15 protein-coding genes and 1 pseudogene are annotated in these 19,274 nt (G+C 72.1%); 8 read left to right on the top strand and 8 right to left on the bottom strand.

Annotated elements, in window-relative coordinates:
* Window positions 1-215: 215 nt before the first annotated feature.
* From ACGF1Z_RS03755 to ACGF1Z_RS03745, 3 genes are all read right to left on the bottom strand, one after another.
* Window positions 216-1,709, bottom strand: a complete 1,494-nt coding sequence (locus ACGF1Z_RS03755; protein ID WP_392999516.1) for a UvrD-helicase domain-containing protein — start codon at window positions 1,707-1,709, stop codon at window positions 216-218.
* On the bottom strand, window positions 1,702-3,927 hold the full coding sequence (locus ACGF1Z_RS03750) for an AAA family ATPase (protein ID WP_392999514.1): 2,226 nt from the start codon (window positions 3,925-3,927) through the stop codon (window positions 1,702-1,704). Before ACGF1Z_RS03750 ends, ACGF1Z_RS03755 begins: the two co-directional genes overlap by 8 nt.
* Window positions 3,928-4,083: 156 nt before the next feature.
* Window positions 4,084-4,323 (bottom strand): helix-turn-helix domain-containing protein, encoded by a 240-nt coding sequence (locus ACGF1Z_RS03745; protein ID WP_392999512.1) that lies wholly within the window; start codon window positions 4,321-4,323, stop codon window positions 4,084-4,086.
* A 505-nt stretch (window positions 4,324-4,828) separates the two neighbouring features.
* Between ACGF1Z_RS03745 and panD the strand changes: the two genes are divergently transcribed.
* Window positions 4,829-5,254: an aspartate 1-decarboxylase gene (gene panD / locus ACGF1Z_RS03740; RefSeq protein ID WP_392999510.1), complete on the top strand. Its 426-nt coding sequence runs from the start codon at window positions 4,829-4,831 to the stop codon at window positions 5,252-5,254.
* A 444-nt stretch (window positions 5,255-5,698) separates the two neighbouring features.
* Window positions 5,699-7,072: a transglycosylase family protein gene (locus tag ACGF1Z_RS03735; RefSeq protein ID WP_392999508.1), complete on the top strand. Its 1,374-nt coding sequence runs from the start codon at window positions 5,699-5,701 to the stop codon at window positions 7,070-7,072.
* Here ACGF1Z_RS03735 and ACGF1Z_RS03730 read toward each other — a convergent pair.
* Window positions 6,953-7,918, bottom strand: a complete 966-nt coding sequence (locus ACGF1Z_RS03730; protein ID WP_392999506.1) for a DMT family transporter — start codon at window positions 7,916-7,918, stop codon at window positions 6,953-6,955. The genes ACGF1Z_RS03735 and ACGF1Z_RS03730 overlap by 120 nt on opposite strands.
* Window positions 7,919-8,456: 538 nt before the next feature.
* Here ACGF1Z_RS03730 and ACGF1Z_RS03725 point away from each other — a divergent pair.
* From ACGF1Z_RS03725 to ACGF1Z_RS03715, 3 genes are all read left to right on the top strand, one after another.
* Window positions 8,457-9,176 (top strand): (2Fe-2S)-binding protein, encoded by a 720-nt coding sequence (locus ACGF1Z_RS03725; protein WP_392999504.1) that lies wholly within the window; start codon window positions 8,457-8,459, stop codon window positions 9,174-9,176.
* Between the two features lie 73 nt (window positions 9,177-9,249).
* Window positions 9,250-10,734 (top strand): SDR family NAD(P)-dependent oxidoreductase, encoded by a 1,485-nt coding sequence (locus ACGF1Z_RS03720; RefSeq protein WP_392999502.1) that lies wholly within the window; start codon window positions 9,250-9,252, stop codon window positions 10,732-10,734.
* Between the two features lie 296 nt (window positions 10,735-11,030).
* Window positions 11,031-11,201 (top strand): hypothetical protein, encoded by a 171-nt coding sequence (locus tag ACGF1Z_RS03715; protein ID WP_392999500.1) that lies wholly within the window; start codon window positions 11,031-11,033, stop codon window positions 11,199-11,201.
* 226 nt (window positions 11,202-11,427) lie between these two features.
* Here ACGF1Z_RS03715 and ACGF1Z_RS03710 read toward each other — a convergent pair whose 3' ends face one another.
* From ACGF1Z_RS03710 to ACGF1Z_RS03695, 4 genes and pseudogenes are all read right to left on the bottom strand, one after another.
* A complete protein-coding gene (locus ACGF1Z_RS03710; protein WP_392999498.1) occupies window positions 11,428-12,870 on the bottom strand; it encodes a lipase maturation factor family protein in 1,443 nt (480 codons plus the stop codon).
* Between the two features lie 66 nt (window positions 12,871-12,936).
* On the bottom strand, window positions 12,937-13,098 hold the full coding sequence (locus tag ACGF1Z_RS03705) for a hypothetical protein (protein ID WP_392999496.1): 162 nt from the start codon (window positions 13,096-13,098) through the stop codon (window positions 12,937-12,939).
* A 49-nt stretch (window positions 13,099-13,147) separates the two neighbouring features.
* The gene (locus ACGF1Z_RS03700; RefSeq protein WP_392999494.1) at window positions 13,148-13,702 is read right to left on the bottom strand and encodes a DUF1990 family protein; all 555 of its coding nucleotides are present in this window, start codon (window positions 13,700-13,702) and stop codon (window positions 13,148-13,150) included.
* A 164-nt stretch (window positions 13,703-13,866) separates the two neighbouring features.
* Window positions 13,867-14,679, bottom strand: a pseudogene (locus tag ACGF1Z_RS03695) (YndJ family protein); the annotation flags it as partial.
* Window positions 14,680-14,862: 183 nt separating this feature from the next.
* Between ACGF1Z_RS03695 and ACGF1Z_RS03690 the strand changes: the two are divergent.
* From ACGF1Z_RS03690 to ACGF1Z_RS03680, 3 genes are all read left to right on the top strand, one after another.
* The gene (locus ACGF1Z_RS03690; RefSeq protein ID WP_392999492.1) at window positions 14,863-16,038 is read left to right on the top strand and encodes a DUF6777 domain-containing protein; all 1,176 of its coding nucleotides are present in this window, start codon (window positions 14,863-14,865) and stop codon (window positions 16,036-16,038) included.
* A 281-nt stretch (window positions 16,039-16,319) separates the two neighbouring features.
* The gene (locus ACGF1Z_RS03685) at window positions 16,320-18,308 is read left to right on the top strand and encodes a SpoIIE family protein phosphatase (RefSeq protein ID WP_392999490.1); all 1,989 of its coding nucleotides are present in this window, start codon (window positions 16,320-16,322) and stop codon (window positions 18,306-18,308) included.
* Window positions 18,309-18,388: 80 nt separating this feature from the next.
* The gene (locus tag ACGF1Z_RS03680) at window positions 18,389-19,261 is read left to right on the top strand and encodes an Fpg/Nei family DNA glycosylase (protein ID WP_392999488.1); all 873 of its coding nucleotides are present in this window, start codon (window positions 18,389-18,391) and stop codon (window positions 19,259-19,261) included.
* Window positions 19,262-19,274: the final 13 nt, after the last annotated feature.

Below are 19,274 nucleotides of genomic sequence, written 5' to 3'. Positions count from 1 at the left end.
CGGTATTCCACATCTAGGCACCAAGAGGCGAGTCGTTCAGCCGCTCAGAAGACGGGCGCGGCCGCAGAGCACGTCTGATGAGACGCTGATCATCGTCATCGTCTACGTCCGGGGCAGTGGATACGCCTGGCGGGCCCTGCCGTCGGCCACATCTCCGTGTGGCTCGGAGAGGTGAACACAGCTGAGCCGGAGGGGGCGACGGGGCTCAAGAGCCCTCACACCATGACGCTGAGGTGTCGTGCTCTGGTGAGTGCGACGTAGAGCGCGCGGTGGGCCTCGTCGCCAGGGTCGAGGCCCTTGCGGAGCGCGGCCACGTCGGACTCTTCCAGCCGCACTCCGACCCTGTCCCATTCCCTGCCTTTCGCCTGGTGACAGGTCAGACCGAGTACCAGGCGCTCGTGCTGGACGTTCAGGCGCGTGCGCAGGTGACCGAGAGCCTTGCGAGGTGTCCGTTTCTGCCCGTCCGACGGCTCGAGGTGGGCCGTAGTAGCGGCCACGGTACGCACCAAGGCGGTCCAGATCTCGGAGAGATCGTCCTGGCCCGCCAGGCGTTGGAGCGTGCTCTGCAGGTCCGGACGCAGCTTCTCGAACGTCTCGACCTCCTTGATGCCCAGGGTGGTCCATGCCTCAGGGAGGAACAAGGCCGGCAGGCCAAGGGCAGTCTGAGTGAATTCGTTCAGAAGCAAGGTGCACAAGGCTTTCTGGAGCGGCCCCATCCTCCACCTGGCAGTGGCCAGGGGGAGGACATGAGGGGCGCAGTCCCACAGCGACTGCCACTTCCGTGCGAGCACGACATCGACGTCTTTCGCCGCTCCCGCGGGGAGGATCGTGCTCTCCCCGCGGCGCAGTCCCTGTGTCAGTGATGTCTGGGTCACGCTGTCGCGCCATCGGAACGTGGTCCGGAGTTCGCCGCGTTCGAACTCCAGCAGTCCGAGGAGCCGACGCACGCTCTCCGGGCGGGCGCCGCGAAAGGCGTAGAGAGCCTGCCAGGGGTCTCCAACCAGGGTGACGGCCAGTCCCGCGTCCGCCGCCACGCGGATGATTTCCATGTCCAGGTCGTTCGCGTCGTAGACCTCATCGACGAGCAGGGACCTGATCGCCGTGGTGAAGTAGGCCGTGACCCGGGCGCGGATGTCCTCGGTGCCGAGGGCGTCGCGCAGGACCTCACGCACGTTCTCGTGGGTGCACCGCCCGTCTCCGACCGTGGAGGAGAAGTCCACCGGCTTGATGTGGTAATTCGGTTCGTCTTCCACCTGGTAGGTGGTGACAACGCGGGTGCCCACGAGGCGGAGGACCGGTTTTGCTTTCGTTCGGATGGTGGGCAGATGGCTTGGCCATGTGTCCAGCACCTCCAGGTCTTCGTGGTTTCCCGGCCACTGGAGGACCCGGGAACGCAGGAGGTGGGTGAGAAGGTCGTTGAGGACGGTGTCCAGCGTGACGATGCGATGGGGCCAAGTCAGGGCTGAAGGGCCCCACTGTTGGGTCACGCGGCTGCGTATCTCCTCGGTGGCCGAGCGAGTGAAGCTGACTGCCACGACCGCCCGGTGGTCGGTCGTGCGCGCGAAGCGGTGCAGGCCGAAGCGCTGGTGCGAGACGGTCGTCTTCCCCGAACCCGGGAACGCCTCTATGTAGAGGAGGCGGTGAGGGCTCGCAGCGACAAGGAGTTGCTCCGGCGTGAGGACCGGTCTGCCAGGCCGGCGGCTACTCATCGGAGCCCGTCGTGCGAAGCGCGGCCGTAGGCCACGCCCCCCTGGGGGAGGGACGCTTGAGAAGTAGCTCATCCCAGAGCGGTGCATCCGGTTCCGGTGCTTCCGAGAACGGTTCGTATCCGGACACCCAGTCGCTCTCCTCCTCCTCGTCATCCGGCCAGTGGAAGTCCTCCATTTTCTCGACGGGTTGGTCATCCCTATCCCGTTCCTCCTTCACCACTGCCAGCCAGTCCGGCTCCTCGTGGGGCGCGAAGGGCTCGTTCTCCGACCCGGAGCCGTCATGAGCAATCGCGCCGGGCGCGTAGAGGAACTCAAACAGCTGGCGCATGTGCTCGGGCACGGTCGGGAGGTTCGACGGCTGCTCAGGGCCCGCCTCGTTGGCCTCCGCGAGGAGACCGGCGAAGGCAAGCGCGAAGTCGCCCTTCTTGCTGGAACCCGGCCCCGCCGGAGTACCGGGCTGCTCGCCCTTGGCCTTCCGGGCACTGCGGAACAGCTCGTGCACGGTCTGGGCCGTCACCTCCGTCACCTCCAGCCCGACCTCTTTCAGGGCGGCCTCGATCAGGTGCTCGTTGCCCTCGGTGATGGACGGTTCCAAGGTCGGGTGGCTAACGAAGGCGTCGACGACCGAGGGGTCGTGATCGAAGATCCATTTCGGCTTCGTGCGCTCTTCGCTCTCGAAAGGGAGATCGCTGTCGACGAGGACCGCCAGCCTGGTGCACAGCTCGCTGCCTCGGGTCGCCAGCAGATGCACCGGCCACGGTCCGACCTTCCAGCCCATGTGCACGATGCTGAGCGCGTCGACGAACGAGTGTTTGCGTGCGTCCATGCCGGCCCACGTCCTGCCGAACTCCCGGACGATAGCGGCGTCGGTGACGCCCTCGACCAGCACGAGGCGCTCGGCGAAAAGTGCGGCGGACCGGCTCGCGTCCAGGTGGAGCCGTGTCTTCCGCAGCGTGACGGCACGGTGTTTGTCCGGTACGACGTCGGCGACGGTGCGGCAGACCCTTCCCCGCTCCGTCCGGCGGACGACGACAAGCTCCTCCGGGGCACAGGACGTGATGATGTCTGTTGCGTGGGTGGAGAGGACGACCTGCAGCTCCGGTCGCTTCTCGACGGTCCTGCGCAGATAGCGGACCAGAGCCTGCTGCAACTGCGGATGAAGGTGGGCCTCGGGCTCCTCGATGACGACCGTCGCGTGGAATGGCTTCGTACCGAAGAAGGAGTCCTCCTCGGCGTCGGCGTCCGCCTGTGCCTGTTCGAGGTTCAGGGTCGCCTCCCGGATTTGCTCCTCCTCGGTGAGGGGCGGCTGATCTGAGGTGCCCGAGGGGGGCCAGACCCCTGCCTGCGGAGATTCGGTGGAGTCCGGTATCGCCGCCAGTGTCACGGCGATGTGCAGCAGGTTGACGTATCCCAGCCCGGATACTTCCAGCGGCCGAGCGAACTTCCGTCCCTCCATGACGGCGAGCATGACTTCCAGCACGCGGGCCAGGTAGGCGTCGTCGATGACCTGGCCGCGTATGTACGGCCACTGGCGGTCCACTCCGGCCGACAGATCCCTGAGATATCCGCCGATCCGCGTCTCGACGGCGTCGATGATGCTGTCCTTGGCCAGCTCCTCGAGCAGCTGGGAGGCGCGCGCCCGGAGCCCCACCAGGTTCCGGGTGCCGTTCAGACGCTGCTGCTCGGCACGGAGCAGCTCGACCAGGATCCGCGCCTCGCGGCGTGCCAGCTCGTCGAGCGGATAGCGCCACGCCGGCAGGTAGATCAGCTTGTACGGGTCCAGGTCCAAGGACCTGCCGTGCGCGCTCTCGATCTTCGTGGCGACGCTTCCGAGTCGACGGCTCAGCGTGACACCCCAGCTCTGGGCGACGTGACCGAGGGGTCGGTGGTCGGCCTCGTGTAACTGACGCCCCAGGCGGCCTTCCCCAGTGAGGCTGTCGCCCAGCTTGTAGGAAACCTCGATGCTGCGGGTGGACCTTTCGGGCGCGAGCGTGGCGGATCCGTATCTAGGCAGGACCGGGAAACGGCTGGCGGGATGTGCCAGGTAGAGGGCGTCTGTGAGTGTCGTCTTCCCAGCGCCGTTGGCTCCGATCAGCACACTGAAACGACCCGGGAGATCGCAGATCATCTCCCCCTCCGCGCTTGCCCGGAAGCCACTGACAGCAATACGACTCAGGTGCACCATGTCCCCCCACAGGCCAATCAGTACGGAGGTCATCGTCCCCCATGCCACTGACAATCCCTGAAGGGGTGGGCTGCTTGCGAGCATCTGTCGGGTATTCCCCGAATTTCTTTGCTGCGGCGAGTGTTTGGCGGTTGCCGAACCAAGTGGCCTAGTGCGCAGCCCGGTTCGTCGGGGATGCTGAAGATCGAGCTAATGGATCTTCTGTTGCTCCAGCCATTTGAAGACCTCAGTCCGCTTGTACAGGACCTTGGCGTTCTTGCCTCGGCCGAGTTTGTACCCCTTCAAGCCCAGTTTCGATGCTTCCCTGTAGACCCAGCTCGTGGACATGCTGAGCATCGCGGCGACCTCGGAAGTCTCCATAAGGACGGGCTCGACGGGCTGGCGCTTGCGCGGTTGGCCGTTTTCGGAGGGGTGTGGCTGCGGTTCCATGGGGGAGACGGCTCCTCGAGGCTGCTCTGAGGCTGATCGCAGTGCCGGTCGCGCTCTGCTCTGGCCGGATTCCGGAGATTCTTGGTGGCCGTCCTGTGTTGCTGCCAAGGGTCACGGACGGACCACGGCCATGGTCATGGGGATCGCCGGCTTTGCCGAGCCGGGATTCGCTGCTAGGTCACCGCGCCGCTTCGAGGGTTCCTGGGGTGACGGGGCCTCGCGGACGTACGGATCCGGGTCGTCGCCGATCCGTCGGCGTGACGGTGATCACGGGGGCTCGTGGGCGAGGGCTGCGTAGGCTTGTGAAGTCGTCGTGGTCGGTCCTGAGGGGCGGGTGAAGCCGCCCGGACTGCCTGACGATGCGTCAGGAAAGTCAGCAAGTGGTCAGCATGAGTCCTGAAAAACCTGGGGACAGCTGCCCGAACTTGCGACTCGTTGTAGGGTGTGGAAACAGCCCTTGACCTGCAAAAACGCAGGCAGGGAGCCTATGTCCAGGAGTACCTCGATGATACGTACAATGTTCAAGTCCAAGATCCACCGTGCCACCGTGACCCAGGCCGATCTCCACTACGTGGGGTCCGTCACGATCGACGCCGACCTGATGGACGCCGCCGATCTGCTGCCCGGTGAGCTGGTCCACATCGTCGACATCGACAACGGGGCCCGCCTGGAGACGTACGTCATCGAGGGCGAGCGCGGTTCGGGTGTGATCGGCATCAACGGCGCCGCCGCCCATCTGGTCCACCCCGGGGACCTCGTGATCCTCATCAGCTACGCGCAGGTGACGGACGCCGAGGCCCGTGCGCTCGTGCCGCGGGTGGTGCACGTCGACGCGGACAACCGCATCGTGCAGCTCGGGGGCGACGCGTCGGCGCCGGTGCCCGGCAGCGACACGGTGCGCGCGCCGCACGCCGTTCCCGCCGCGATCTGACAGCGGGGCGGAAGGTCCCGCCGCCCGTGGAGACCTCGTCCGGGCGGTCGGCCGACGGCCACCCGGACCTCCCCGGGTGCCCTGTCCCGGCGCCCGGCCGCCGGGACTCCCACCCGAAGGAATGGGTCCCGATCGCGGGGGCAGGCGCACGGGGAGACGCTGGTGCCGAAGCGTCACCTCCCCTCAGATCGGAGTCCGCCATGACCCAGCCCCCGATCCCGGATCCGCTGCCTCCGCCCACGCCGGGGCCGGTGCCCACGCCCGTACCGCCGCCGAGTCCTGTCCCGCCGCCGCATCCCGTTCCGGTGCCGGAGCCCGAGCCCCAGCCGCAACCGGGTCCCGCCGGGATGTGACGGAAGAGGCGCGGGATCGGCCCCAAACCCTTGTCACGCACGGTTGCCCGCCCTTACCGTGGGCGACTGCCGATGCGTTCAAGGGGGGCTCATGGCCGTACGCGGGAAACACCGTCGGGTCCAGCCGAGCCGGATCAACCGTGCCTCGCTCACCGTCACCGCCGGCGGCGCCGGCATGGCCCTGCCGCTGATCGGCGCGGGCACGGGGCATGCCGCCTCACTCGATGTCTGGGACAAGCTCGCGTCCTGCGAGTCCTCGTCCCACTGGCAGATCAACACCGGCAACGGCTACTACGGCGGGCTGCAGTTCACACAGTCCACCTGGGAGGCCTACGGCGGCACGCACTTCGCGCCGCGCGCCGACCTGGCCTCCAAGGACCAGCAGATCGCCGTCGCCGAACGCGTCCTCAAGGGGCAGGGCCCCGGCGCCTGGCCCGCCTGCGCGCCGCGTGCCGGACTCGAGCGGGGCGGCCCGGCCCCCGGCGTCGCCCCGCAGACCGAGCGCACCCGCCCGCTCAAGGACGTCGCGTTACCGGCTCAGCGGACCCGGGCGAACCGGCCCGTCGAGGCGGGGAAGCCCGCCGGCCCGACCACCGTGCCGACCGTTCGCGAGATGTACACGGTCACGCCCGGCGACACCCTCTCCGAGATCGCCCGCGACGAGCACGTCCGCGGCGGCTGGCAGAAGCTCTACGAGCGCAATCGCGCGGTCGTCGGCGACGACCCCGACCTGATCCACCCCGGCCAGCGGCTCACCCTGCGCATGACGGCCCCCGCGGCTCCCCCGAAGGTGGCTCGGCCCGACGCGACGCCGCACACCAAGCCGAAGCCCGCCACGCGCCCCGCGCCGCCCACGCAGCCGCGGCCCGCCGCTAAGGCGCCCGCCAAGCCGGTCACCAAGCCCGTGGCCGCGAAGCCCGCGCCCAGGCCGTCGGTCGCCAAGCCCCCGAACGCCCAGCAGACCGCCAAGCCGGTCGGCAGGCCCGCCGCGGCCAAGCCCAGGCCCGTGCACAAGCCGGCCGCGCCCAAGCCCGTCCACAAGCCCGCCCGGCCTGCGGTGCACTTCGCCTCGCCCGTCGCCGACACCGACATCGGCACCCGTTACCGCGTGACCGGCTCCTCCTGGTCCAGCGGCTACCACACGGGCGTCGACTTCCCCGTCCCCACCGGCACCTCCGTACGGGCCGTCGCCGCCGGCCGGGTCGTGTCCGCGGGGTGGGGCGGCGCGTACGGCTACCAGGTCGTCATCCGGCACGAGGACGGGCGCTACAGCCAGTACGCGCACCTCTCCGCGCTCAGCGTGCGCGAGGGGCAGCGGGTCGGCCCCGGGCAGCGGATCGCGCGTTCAGGGTCGACCGGCAACAGTTCGGGACCTCATCTCCATTTCGAGATGCGTACCGGTCCCGGGTACGGGTCCGACATCGACCCGTTGGCGTACCTCCGGGCCAGAGGCGTGTCGATCTGACACCGCCGGCGAGTCCTCGTGCGTCGTCATGCGGTCGAGGGTGAGCCGGACCAGACCGCCCGCCGCCACCGCGCCGCAGATCAGCGCGGCGACCGCGCCGGCCGTCCCGTAGCGGAAGGACTCGCCGAACAGGGTCAGGCCGACGGCCGCGGCGATCACCGGATTGACCACGGTGACCGTGGCCAGGGGCGCGGCGAGGCCGGCGCCCCGGTAGGACGCCTGGGAGAGCAGCAGCCCGGTGACCGCGAGCGCCGAGAGCACCAGCAGGCTCGGCCACTGGGCGAACGGCGCGTCCGGCGTGAAGTCGACGGCCACCGTCTTGGTGAAGACCGAGGCGATGCCGAAGGCGACGCCGGCCGCCGCCGCCAGGATCACGGCGCGCAGCACCGAGCGCCCCACCATGTGCGCCGCCGCGAAGAGCAGGGCCACGAGGCCGAAGGCCCCGATCGCGAGCAGCCGCCGCTCGTCGGACGCGAGGGACTGCGCGCCCGTGCCGCCGGTGAGGCTCAGCAGCCCGGCCAGTCCCGCGGTCGCCATCACGGCGCCCCACCAGGCCGCGCGGCCGGCCCGGCGGCCGACGAACAGAGCCGCCATGGGCAGCGCGAACACGATGGTGAGGGCGCCGAGCGGCTGCACCAGGCTGAGCGGACCGTACGCGAGGGCCGCGACGTGCAGGGCCGCGCCGACGCCGTTGAGCAGCACGGCGCCCCACCACGCCGGTCGGCGCAGGGGCGCGTAGCGCGGGCCGGTGGCCGAGGCGGCGACCCGCTCCTGCACGATCGCCGCGGCAGCGTAGGCGACCGCGGAGACCAGTGAGAGGACCACGGACAGCACGAGGGGGCTCATGACTCCACGATCTCTCTTCCGTGCCTTCACGTCGTCGTACCTGGGAACGCGATCGGAAGTACCGCGGATGGAGTACGCGGCGCACGCGTACGTCGTGGGACGTACGCCCCTCGCAGGTCAGGAGGGGTGGAACGGGACCTTTCCGGTGTCCGGTCCGATACGGGTCACAAGCGACGAGTCCCCGCGAAAGGGCCGCATCCCGAGCCAGTCGCCGGGCGAACCGGTCCACATTGGCCCCCGGTTCCCCGGGCTCGCGACCGTCCAGGATCTCCCCGGTGCGCGACCGGGCACCCCGGATCGCCGGACGCCTGCTCTGCTCCGGCCGGCCCGTGCTCCGACCTCCTGCTCTGGTCGATCCGTGCTCCGGCTCCAGCTCCGGACCATCCCGCATTCCCGAGCGCTCGGACCGTCGCGCTTCCGCCGGCTCCGAACCGTTCCGGCCTCCTTGGCGCCAGATCCGCCCGCCCGCACCTTCCCTTCCTGATCAGGCATGGCCGAACGAGACCGGCCCGACTCCGCAGGATGGCAGGATGCGGGCGTGGATCTCGACGAAAGCGCACAGGTGGGCGGCTTCTTCGCGCTGCGGACCAGTCCGCCCCCGCCGGACGCCGGCGCCCACCGGCCCCTCGCGGAGCTCTACGCGGGACGGGACGACACCCCGCTCACCGCACGCGTCGACCGGGTCGCCGCCCGTCTGGGCGCCCCCGAACGGCGCGTCGGGGCCTCCGTCGCCCACCTCGGGCTCGCCGCCCGGCTCTGGTCCACCGCCCTCGGGCCCGCCGCCCTGCACGGCCGCTTCCCCGACCTGACGCCCGGCACCCTGCACTGGGACGGCGCGCTCACCTCACCCGAAGACCTGTGGTGGTCCGGTACCGACACCCGCCCCGGCACCGTGGGCGAGCTCCGCGCGGCCGTCCACGAGGCCCACCTCGTCCCGCTGCACGCCGCCTTCGCCCGGGACGGGCGCATCTCGGCCCGGCTGCTCTGGGGCAACGCCGGCTCCGCGCTCGCCGGAGCGCTCCGCGAACTCCTGCGCTGGGCCCGCGCCCACGACCGCCCCGAGGCCGCCCGGCGGGCCGCCGCCCTCGCCGAGGGGCTGTTCGACCACCCGGATCTGGCCGGCACCGTCCGGGGGCCGGCCCTGCGCCGCAGCAGCTGCTGCCTGTACTACCGCTGCCCCGCCGGCGGCCTGTGCGGGGACTGTGTGTTCGACCACGCTCCCCGTAAGGGTTTGGAGCGGCGGCCCTTCGCTCCGTAAAGTTGCGTCTTTGGAACCGCCGGAAAACGCCGAGCAGACGCGACGGCACGAGCGATCGAGGAACGACGACGGCATGACGGTGACTGAAGAGACCCAGGAGTACGGGCCGGGCATCGACCCCGAGCGCCTGGCCGTCTGCCTGAGCGTGCTCGACGAGCTCGACAAACTGGAGGTCGACCACCCGGACGCGATCGCCGTCCGCCGTGCCACCGCCGGCATCTACCGGACCGTGAAGCAGCGCCGCCGCCAGGAGCGTCGCGCCGCCAAGACCGCCAACGACAAGGCGGTCACCGAGGCCACCGCGACGGGTTCGGCCATGCGCATCGACGACGAGACCGAGGGCCTGCTGCCCTCCTCCGTCACCGAGGAGGGCCGGATCGCCGGCATACTCCAGCGCCCCCGTTCCTGCTACGTCTGCAAGCAGCGGTACGTCGAGGTCGACTACTTCTACCACCAGCTCTGCCAGAGCTGCGCCGCGGAGAACCGCGCCAAGCGTGACGCCCGCGCCGACCTCAGCGGCAAGCGCGCCCTGCTCACCGGCGGCCGCGCCAAGATCGGCATGTACATCGCGCTGCGGCTGCTCCGCGACGGCGCGCACACCACCATCACCACCCGCTTCCCCAAGGACGCCATCCGCCGCTTCAAGGCGATGGAGGACTCCGCGGACTGGATGCACCGCCTGGAGGTCGTCGGCATCGACCTGCGCGACCCGGCGCAGGCCGTGGCCCTCGCCGACCAGGTCTCCGAGGCCGGGCCGCTGGACATCCTGGTGAACAACGCGACGCAGACCGTACGCCGGCTGCCCGCCGCGTACGCCGCCCTGGTCGAGGGCGAGAGCGCCCCGCTGCCCCTCGGGGAGCTCCCGGCGCACCACGTCATCGGCGCCTTCAACTCCGGCGCCGTCGGTGAGCTCGGCGGGCCGGCCGCGCTGCCGGCCGGCGTGAGCGGACTCGACGCCCAGCAGGTCGCCGACCTCGCCCTGGTCGCCGGCAACGCCAGCATCGAGCGCCACCACGCCGGCACCGCCATCGACGCGGGCGGCCTGCTGCCGGACGTCGTGGACACCAACACCTGGGTGCAGACCATCGAGCAGATCTCGCCGGTGGAGCTCCTCGAGACCCAGCTGTGCAACTACACGGCGCCGTTCATCCTGATCAGCAAGCTGCGCCCGGCCATGGCCGACGCCGCCGCGAAGGCCGCGAGCAAGCGCGCGTACGTCGTGAACGTCTCCGCGATGGAGGGCGTCTTCGGGCGCGGTTACAAGGGCGCCGGGCACCCGAACACCAACGCGGCCAAGGCCGCGATCAACATGGTGACGCGAACGAGTGCCCAGGAGATGTTCCAGACCGACGGCATCCTGATGACGTCCGTGGACACCGGCTGGATCACCGACGAGCGCCCGCACTTCGACAAGCTGCGGCTCGCCGAGGAGGGTTTCCACGCCCCGCTCGACCTGGTCGACGGTGCGGCCCGGGTCTACGATCCGATCGTGCGCGGCGAGCAGGGCGAGGACCTGTACGGCGTGTTCATGAAGGACTACGCGCCCGGAAACTGGTGATTCGCGGGCGGCTCGGGAGGTGTTTTCGAGCCGCCGATTTTGATCGATGATCGGGCGTTGACCTCGGCAAACGGGCCAACGTCACTCGATCGCGTCACACTTTTGCGCCCCATAGAGCGCTGGCGCGCTCATCTGGTTAGTCTGATGCACATGGTCGGCCACGGGGTTCCACCGAACCCCTTCGGCCGGTCGGGGACTGGCCTGCCACCAAGGCCGCGGTCCCGCCCGGAGAACGGCGCCACCGCGACCGAACGGCCCCCTTGTCCCCATCGGTACGCGACACAGAGGAGTGCGCGGTGACACCAGAATTGACCAAGCAGGAGAAGGTTCCCGCCGAACCGACCGAGCGGACGCGCCGGTCAGGAGAGCTGGGAAGCCTCGAAGTGTGGGCGCGTTCGGCCCCGATCCGCCTCGCCGGCTACGAGGACGACCTCGCGGAGCCGCACATCCTGCCCGGCATCGACTGAGTCGGACACTGTCGCTTCGCCCCGTGCCCCCGGCCGACCCCACGGCCGGGGGCACGGGCGTGCCCGGGTGGCGCCGGCGTGCGCGACGGGCGAGGCGCACGGGGCGGCGGAGGGGGCCCAGCCGACGGAGGGGCCCGCGGCCCTGCACCGGTCACGCGCCCCGCCCCGCTCACGCGCCCCGCCTACCTCACGCGCCGCCCCGCCCACCTCACGCACCCCGCCCCCGTCACGCGCCCGGCCGCGCCCTCCCGCGTTCGGCGGGCCCGCGCAGCCGTACCGGCGGCATGAACTCCCGCCGCAGGGTCCGGTGCCACCAGGCCCCGGTCTCCCGCAGCTCGCGCCAGGTCGTGAAGCGGTAGCGGTAGAGCCGGGCCCGTACATGGGTCGGGGGCGCGTCAGGGAAGGGGTTGTGGCGCAGCAGCCGCAGGGTGTCCCGGTCCCCGGCGAGCAGCCGCTCGACGAAGGGCCCGAACCAGTCGCGCGCGTAGCCGGGGGAGAGCGCCGCGAACCACATCAGCCAGTCGAGCCGCAGGTGGTACGGAGCGAACTGGCGTGGCATCCGGCGCGGGTCGCCGGGCTTGCCCCGGAAGCCGTACTCCCGCCACACCGTGTTCTCGTCCGGTTCCGGGTCGTCCGTGCCCTCGACGGCGATCTCGTCCCTGACGCGGCCGACGGTGCCGAACGCGCCGTAGGTGTTGACCAGGTGGAGCGGGTCGAAGGAGCGGTTCATCGCCTGCCGTCGCGAGAGCAGGTTGCGCACCGGGTGCCGGCTCTGGACCAGGATCAGGGCGGTCGCGGCGCACACCACGATCACGTACCAGAGCGGCGCCTGCGGCTGTGCACGGGTGTCGGCCAGGAGCGAGCCGTCCAGGGCCGGGAGCGCGAGGACGATGGTCAGCCAGTTCAGCCACGCGAAGTTGCCGGAGAGCACGAGCCACAGCTGGGTGACGATCATCAGCCCCGCCGCGACGGTCGCGACCGGCTGCGGGGTGAAGAGCAGGACGGGCACGCCGAGTTGGACGACGTGGTTGGCGGCGCACTCGACCTTGTGCAGCGGCCTCGGCAGCCGATGGAAGAACCAGCTCAGCGGGCCGGGCATCGGCTGGGTCTCGTGATGGTGGTAGAGGCAGGTCAGCTTCCGCCAGCACGGGTCGCCGCGGATCTTGATCAGCCCGGCACCGAACTCGACCCGGAACAGCAGCCAGCGCAGCAGGAACAGGACCAGGACGGGCGGCCCGGTCTCGTCGTTGCCGAGGAGGACGGCGAGGAAGCCGGTCTCCAGGAGCAGGGACTCCCACCCGAAGGAGTACCAGGTCTGTCCCACGTTCACGATCGACAGGTACAGCCCCCACAGCAGCAGCCAGAGCAGCATCGACACCGGCAGCGGCACGGCGTCGCCCGCGCCGGCCGCCATGGCGAGGGCGAGGCCCGCGCCGCCCCAGGCGACGGTGGCGAAGAGCCGGTCGGAGTAGCGCCACTGGAACAGGCTGGGCGCCCGCCGGAAGGGCACCAGGCGCACGTACTCCGGGACCGGCAGCATGCCGCGCTCGCCGATGAGCGCGCGGAACTGCAGGGCGGCGGACAGGAACGCGACGAGGTACAGCCCGGCGAGCCCCCGCTGGAAGACGATGCGGCTCAGCCAGTAGTCGGGGGCGGTGAACCACTCCATCGCGTCCGGCACCGGTGATCAGCGGCGGCTGTCGGGGGGCGTCGTCGGGAGGGGTGGCCGGCGCCTCTACGTCTCCTCGTCCGTCGACCGCTCGCCCTCCGCCTGGGAGGGGGTGGTGCGGGTGACCTGCGGATGGACGTGGGCCTTCTGCTGCGGGTCCAGGTCCTCGTCGAGGCGCTCGCCCTCGGCCTGCGAGGGGTTCGTGTACTCGTCGTACCAGCTGCTCATGGCCGCCTCCTCGGAGGATGCACGGGTGAGTACAGAAGGAGCGTATCTCTCATCGGCCGGACCGGCCGGAGACGAGCCGCGTCAGCCGGCGGCCGAGCGCGCGGGCGTAGGCGAGCTGGAGGGCTCGGACGACCGGTCCGCCGAGCCGGGTGTACCAGACGGCGGCGCGGCTGAAGGCGGTGACCGTGAACCAGACCGAGCCGTCCTCTCGCAGGTCCACCACGAAGGACTCCTCCCCGCACTCGGGGTGCCCGGCGAGGGTCCCGTAGGCGAAGCCGGTGCTCCGGTCGGTGTGCGTCGTCCAGATCACCTGGCAGGGAGCGGTGAAGCGGACGGGGCCGGATCCGATCGAGATCTCCACGGTGACGCCCGGCTCGGCGCGCCCGGCGGTGCTCCTGACCCGGGCGCCCGTCGCGCGGTGCACGGCCCAGGTGGTGACGGCGGTGCCGGCCGCCGCGTAGGCGGCCCGGCCGTGGCCGACCCGGACGCTGTGGTGGAGGTGGTGGTAGCCGGCGGGCAGCGGCCGGGTGCCGGTGGCGCCGACCTCGGGGTAGGTGGGGCCGGTGGCGGGGGAGTCCGAGAGGCTGCGGACGAGACGGGTCATGCCGGGAGCTCCGTTCGGTGGGCGGTTGCCGCGGCCGGTGCGCCGGTGGCGCCGGCGGTACGGGGGCGGGCGGGGGCGCGGGGAGGCGAGGGCCTGTGGGGGCGGCCGGGTGCGCGGCCGAGGGGGCCGCGCCGCGGGGGACGCGGTCCGGCCGCGGGGCCGGGCCGCAGGCGGCGCCAGGCGAGCAGTGAGCAGAGCGCGAAGCCGAGGGCGTTGCCGAGGCCGTGGGTCGCGGCCATCCAGGTCAGGCCGGGGTGCGGGAGGCCGGTGGCCTCGCCGAGCGCCCAGCTGAGCGCGAGCAGCATGGTGGCGAGCAGGACGGCCGCCGAGATCCCGAGCAGGGTGCGCGTCGCCGGGTCCGGTGCCGTGCGGCGCAGCTCGCGCCAGGTGGTGAGGGCGACGGCCCACATGCCGGCGGTGAGGACGAGGGCCCCGGCCAGTTCGGCCCGGTCGTCGACGAAGTAGCCGAGCAGCACGAGCAGGGTGCCGAGGGGGACGCTGAGGGCGGCGAACCGGGTGGCGCGGCCGTCGGCCGCACGGCAGACGAGTCCGGCGACCAGCGCGGCGGCGAAGCCCGCGAAGTGGAAGTGCGGGACGGTGAGGGCGAGGACGTCGAGCTCGAAGCCGAAGAGCCGGTACCCGGAGCGTTCCGCGACCAGGGCGAGCCCGGCGACGGACGGCGTCGCGAGCGCGGTGAGCACCGCGATCTCGGCGGGGGCCAGGGACCGGGTGAGGACCAGACGGACCGGGGCCTGCAGGGCGAGCGCCAGGGTGGCGAGTGCGTACACCCCGGCCAGGGCGGCGGCGTAGGGGGAGCGGGGCAGCCAGAGCGAGAGCGCCCCGGGTACGGCGAGCAGCGGCCAGGCGCGGCGCAGGAGGCGCAGGCCGGCCGGCCGGGGCCCGTCGATCAGCCGGAGACCGGCGGGGACGACCACGAGCATCCCCAGGAGCACGATCAGTCCCACGAGTACGGACACGGCACGGACCCCCCTCTTGAACACGTTCAAGTGCTTGCGGAGTGAGCGTAACCCCTCCCTTGAACGCGTTCAAGGGAGGGGTGGTCGTGCCTCCCTCGCCGGATGGACGCGCACGGATTGCGACCCCCCGGCCCCTGCGGCAGACATGAAGGAACGACCCGGGGCGAACAGGCGGGAGACGCAGTGCGCGACGCAACCAGACGACGGCCCACGCGAACGGGGGCCGCGCGACCGCCGCACGCCCGGCCCGGCGCGCTCACCCTCGCCGCCCTGGCCTCCGCCCTGCTGCTCGCGGGCTGCGCCGCCGGCGAGCCCGGCGAACCCGGCGCGGAACAGACCGCCGCCGCGGCCCCCGCGCGCGAGGTGCTCCTGCAGCCCGCCGGCGCCCCGGGCCCCGCCCCCTTCACCGCCTCCACCGCGCAGGAGGGCGCTCCGCAGGACGCGAGCGCACCACCCGCCGCCGGCGTCGGCGGCCCCGCGCCCGTCGGCCGGGCCCTCACCGGCGCCACCCCCGGCCTGTACGGCGGCACCCGCTCCGTCGCCAGCTGCGACGTCGAGCGGCAGGTCGCCCTCCTCACCGCCGACCCGGCCAGGGCCCGCGCCTTCGCCGAGTCCGCCGGCATCCCCGAGAGCAACATCGCCGGCTGGCTCCACGACCTCACCCCCGTCGTGCTGCGCACCGACGTCCGCGTCACCAGCCACGGCTTCGGCGACGGCCACGCCACCGCCTTCCAGTCCGTGCTCCAGAGAGGCACCGCCGTCCTCGTCGACCGGTACGGCGCCCCGCGCGTCCGCTGCGCCTGCGGGAACCCGCTGCGCTCCCCGGCCGCCGCCCCCGGCGCCGCGCACGCCGGACAGCCCTGGGCCGGCTACCGCCCGGACCGGGTCGTCGCCATCACGCCGACCACGACGGTCGTCACCAGCCTGGTCATCGTGAACACCGCGGACAACACCTGGATCGAGCGCCGCACCGGCACCACCGGAGCCCAGGACCGCAGGCCCGACGTCCTGCCGCCCTGCGACCCCGCCACCTGCGACGTCGTCACCGCCCCGCCGCCGCCCGCGCCGGACGACGCGACGCCGCGGCAGCCCACGTCGCCCGCAGACCCCGTCCCGCCCCCCTCCAGCCCGCAGCCGGTCCCTCCCGCGCCGGACGGTTCGGCGACCGAGCCCGCACCCGACCGGTCGTCCCCCGACGCCCCCGCCCCGCCCGACGGCGGCACCCCCGTGCCCATGCCCGACCCCTCGGTCGGACCGGACGGTCCCGGGGAGTACCCCAGCGCCGAGCCGCCGCCCTCCTTCGAGGACCTGTTCCCCGCCGAGACCGCCCCCCAGCAGCCCGAGACCTTCGAGGGATAGGTGTATTGATCACGGACGTTGTTGACACGGCTGATCGGCGGGAGTCCGGCATGATGCGAGAGAGACGGCCCGACCGCCCCCTGCCCCCCTCCGGCAGGCCCGTCCGCACGTTGTTGCGAAGCTGTTCCGATCTTCGCCGTGCGCACGGGCGGGCGTACGCCTAGCGTGGCCCCATGAACGCGGGCAGACGGGGCGGGGAGGCGGCCGGGCAGTGCCGCTGCGAGGCGGGGCCGGCGGGGCCGACCTGCTGTTTCCTTCATGACTTCGGCCAGGAATTCGGGATGGGCAGTTTCGACTGGGACCTGCTCACCGGTCGGATGACCATGGACGAGGGCGCCCTGAGCGTGTTCGACATGGACCCCGACACCTACGACGGCGACCCCGCCACCCTCGGCTCGCGCGTCCTGCCCGACGAGGGCCGCCGCCTCGACACCCTGGTCGCCCAGGCCCTCAAGGACGGCAGCGAACGCTACGGCGCCTACTTCCGCATCCGCACCCGCGCCGGCGTCCAGCGCTGGACCCACACCCAGGGCGTCGTCCGGCGCGACGGCACCGGGCGCCCCTACCGCATCGTCGGCATCGTCCGCGACGCCTCCGAGGAGCTCACCGAGTCCGCCGCACGGCTCGGCCTCGACGAGGGGCGCCGGCACCGCACCAGCGTCGTCGAGGGCATGACGGCCGCCCTCGCCCACGCCCGCACCGTGCAGGACATCATCGACCTGCTCAACGACTCCCAGGGCCTGGAGCACTTCGGCGCGGCCAGCCTCGTGATGGGCCTCCTGGAGGCCGGCCGCATCCACCTGGTGGCCGAGGGGCCCGACGGCGCCTTCGTGCCCGGCACCCGGTTCACCCGGGTGGACGAGCCGTACCCGATGAGCGAGGTCATCCGCACCCTGCGCCCCCGGTTCATCGAGTCGCCGGAGGACTTCGCCGCCTCCTACCCGGTCCTGTGGCCCCACATCAGCGGCCTCGGCGTCACCTCCGCCGCCTATCTGCCGCTGATCGCCCAGGCCCGGCCCATCGGCGCCCTCGGGCTGCTCTACAGCGACCGGACCGGCTTCAGCGCCGACGAACGCAACCTCCTCGTCGCGCTCGGCAGCTCCATCGCCCAGAGCCTGCAGCGCGCCATGCTCTACGAGCAGGAGCACGACCTCGCCGAGGGCCTCCAGCAGGCGATGCTGCCCCGCCGCATCCCGGACGTGCCCGGCGCCCAGATAGCCGTCCGCTACCGCTCCGCCCGGCTCGGCCGGGACATCGGCGGCGACTGGTACGACATCATCCCGCTGCCCGGCGGCCGGGTCGGCGCCGTCATCGGCGACGTCCAGGGCCACGACACCCACGCCGCCGCCGTCATGGGCCAGCTGCGGATCGTGCTGCGCGCCTACGCGGCCGAGGGCCACACCCCCGCCACCGTGATGGCCCGCGCCTCCGTCTTCCTCCACGAGCTCGACACCGACCGCTTCGCCACCTGCACCTACGCCGAGGCCGACCCCGCCACCGGACTGGTCCAGATCGTCCGCGCGGGCCACGTCGACCCGCTCGTCCAGGACCCCGACGGCACCGCCCACCGGCTGCCCGTCGAAGGCGGCCTCCCGCTCGGGCTGTCCGCCGAGTTCGGACGGCTCGACTACCCGGTCACCACCGCCGAGCTCGACCCCGGCCACACCCTGCTCCTGTACACCGACGGACTCGTCGAGAAGCCCGGCGCGGACCTCGACGAGGGCCTCCAGTGGCTCTCCTCGCTGGTCAAACGCGGCCCGCGGGACCTCTCCCTGCTCGCCGACCACCTCTGCGACGTCGTCGACGAGCGCGGCGGCGAGGACGACGTGGCGGTCCTGCTGCTGCGCCGCGAGGGCACCCAGGCCCCGCAGGCCGGCGGCCGCCTCCAGCAGCACGTGGGCCAGAACGACCCCGAGGCGCTCAGCTCCGCCCGTCACATGATCCGGGCCGCCGTACGGGCCTGGGGCGCGGGCGAACGCTCCGACGAGATCGAACTGGTCGCCGACGAGCTGACGACCAACGCCCTGATGCACACCGACGGCGGCGCGATCGTGACCCTGCGGATGCTCACCGGCCCCGACCGCCGCCTGCGCGTCGAGGTCGAGGACCGCTCCAGCGCCCTCCCGCGCCGCCGCGAGGCCGGCGAGGCAGGCGTCTCGGGCCGCGGCCTGCTGCTCGTCGACCGCCTCTCCGACCTGTGGGGCGTGGAGCCGCGCGGCAGCGGCAAATGCGTGTGGTGCGAGTTCGTCACGGAGGAGACGGGGCTCTGACAGGGGCGCTCCAGCGCGTTTCCGAGGGGGCCGGCACGCCCTGACGCGCGCCCGTCCCGCTCGTGCGGCAGGGTGGGGACATGCCCGAACTGCCCGAGGTCGAGGCACTCCGCGAGTTCCTCGACGCCCACCTCGTGGGCAAGGAGATCGCCCGCGTGCTGCCGGTCGCGATCAGCGTGCTCAAGACCTACGACCCGCCGCTGAGCGCGCTCGACGGCGCGCGGGTCACCGGGGTCGCCCGGCACGGCAAGTTCCTCGACATCACCACCGACGGCGCCGCCGGGGAACTGCACCTGGTCACCCATCTCGCCCGGGCCGGCTGGCTGCAGTGGAGGGACGTGCTGCCCTCCGGCTTCCCGAAGCCCGGGAAGGGACCCCTGGCGCTGCGGACCGCGCTCACCGAGGGCGACGGATTCGACCTCACCGAGGCCGGCACCACCAAACGCCTCGCCGTTCACCTGGTCCGCGACCCCTCCGAGGTGCCCGGCGTGGCGCGCCTCGGGCCCGACCCGCTCGCCCCGGGCTTCGACCTCGCCGCCTTCCGCGCCCTGCTCGCGGGCGAACGGCGCCAGATCAAGGGCGCCCTGCGCGACCAGAGCCTCGTCGCGGGCATCGGCAACGCCTACAGCGACGAGATCCTGCACGCCGCCAGGATGTCGCCGTTCAAGCCCACGCAGAACCTCACCCCCGAGGAGACCGCCGCCCTCTACGCGGCGATGCGCACCACCCTCGACGAGGCCGTCGAACGCTCCCACGGGCTCGCCGCCGGCCGGCTCAAGGCCGAGAAGAAGAGCGGGCTCCGCGTCCACGGCCGCACCGGCGAGGCCTGCCCGGTCTGCGGGGACACCATCCGGGAGGTCTCCTTCGCCGACTCCTCCCTCCAGTACTGCCCCACCTGCCAGACCGGCGGCAAGCCGCTCGCCGACCGGCGCATGTCGCGACTGCTCAAGTAGCCGCCCGACTCCC

This window comes from Streptomyces sp. NPDC048018, assembly GCF_043202995.1.
GTDB lineage: Bacteria > Actinomycetota > Actinomycetes > Streptomycetales > Streptomycetaceae > Streptomyces.
This window is presented reverse-complemented; position numbering and strand designations above follow the sequence as displayed.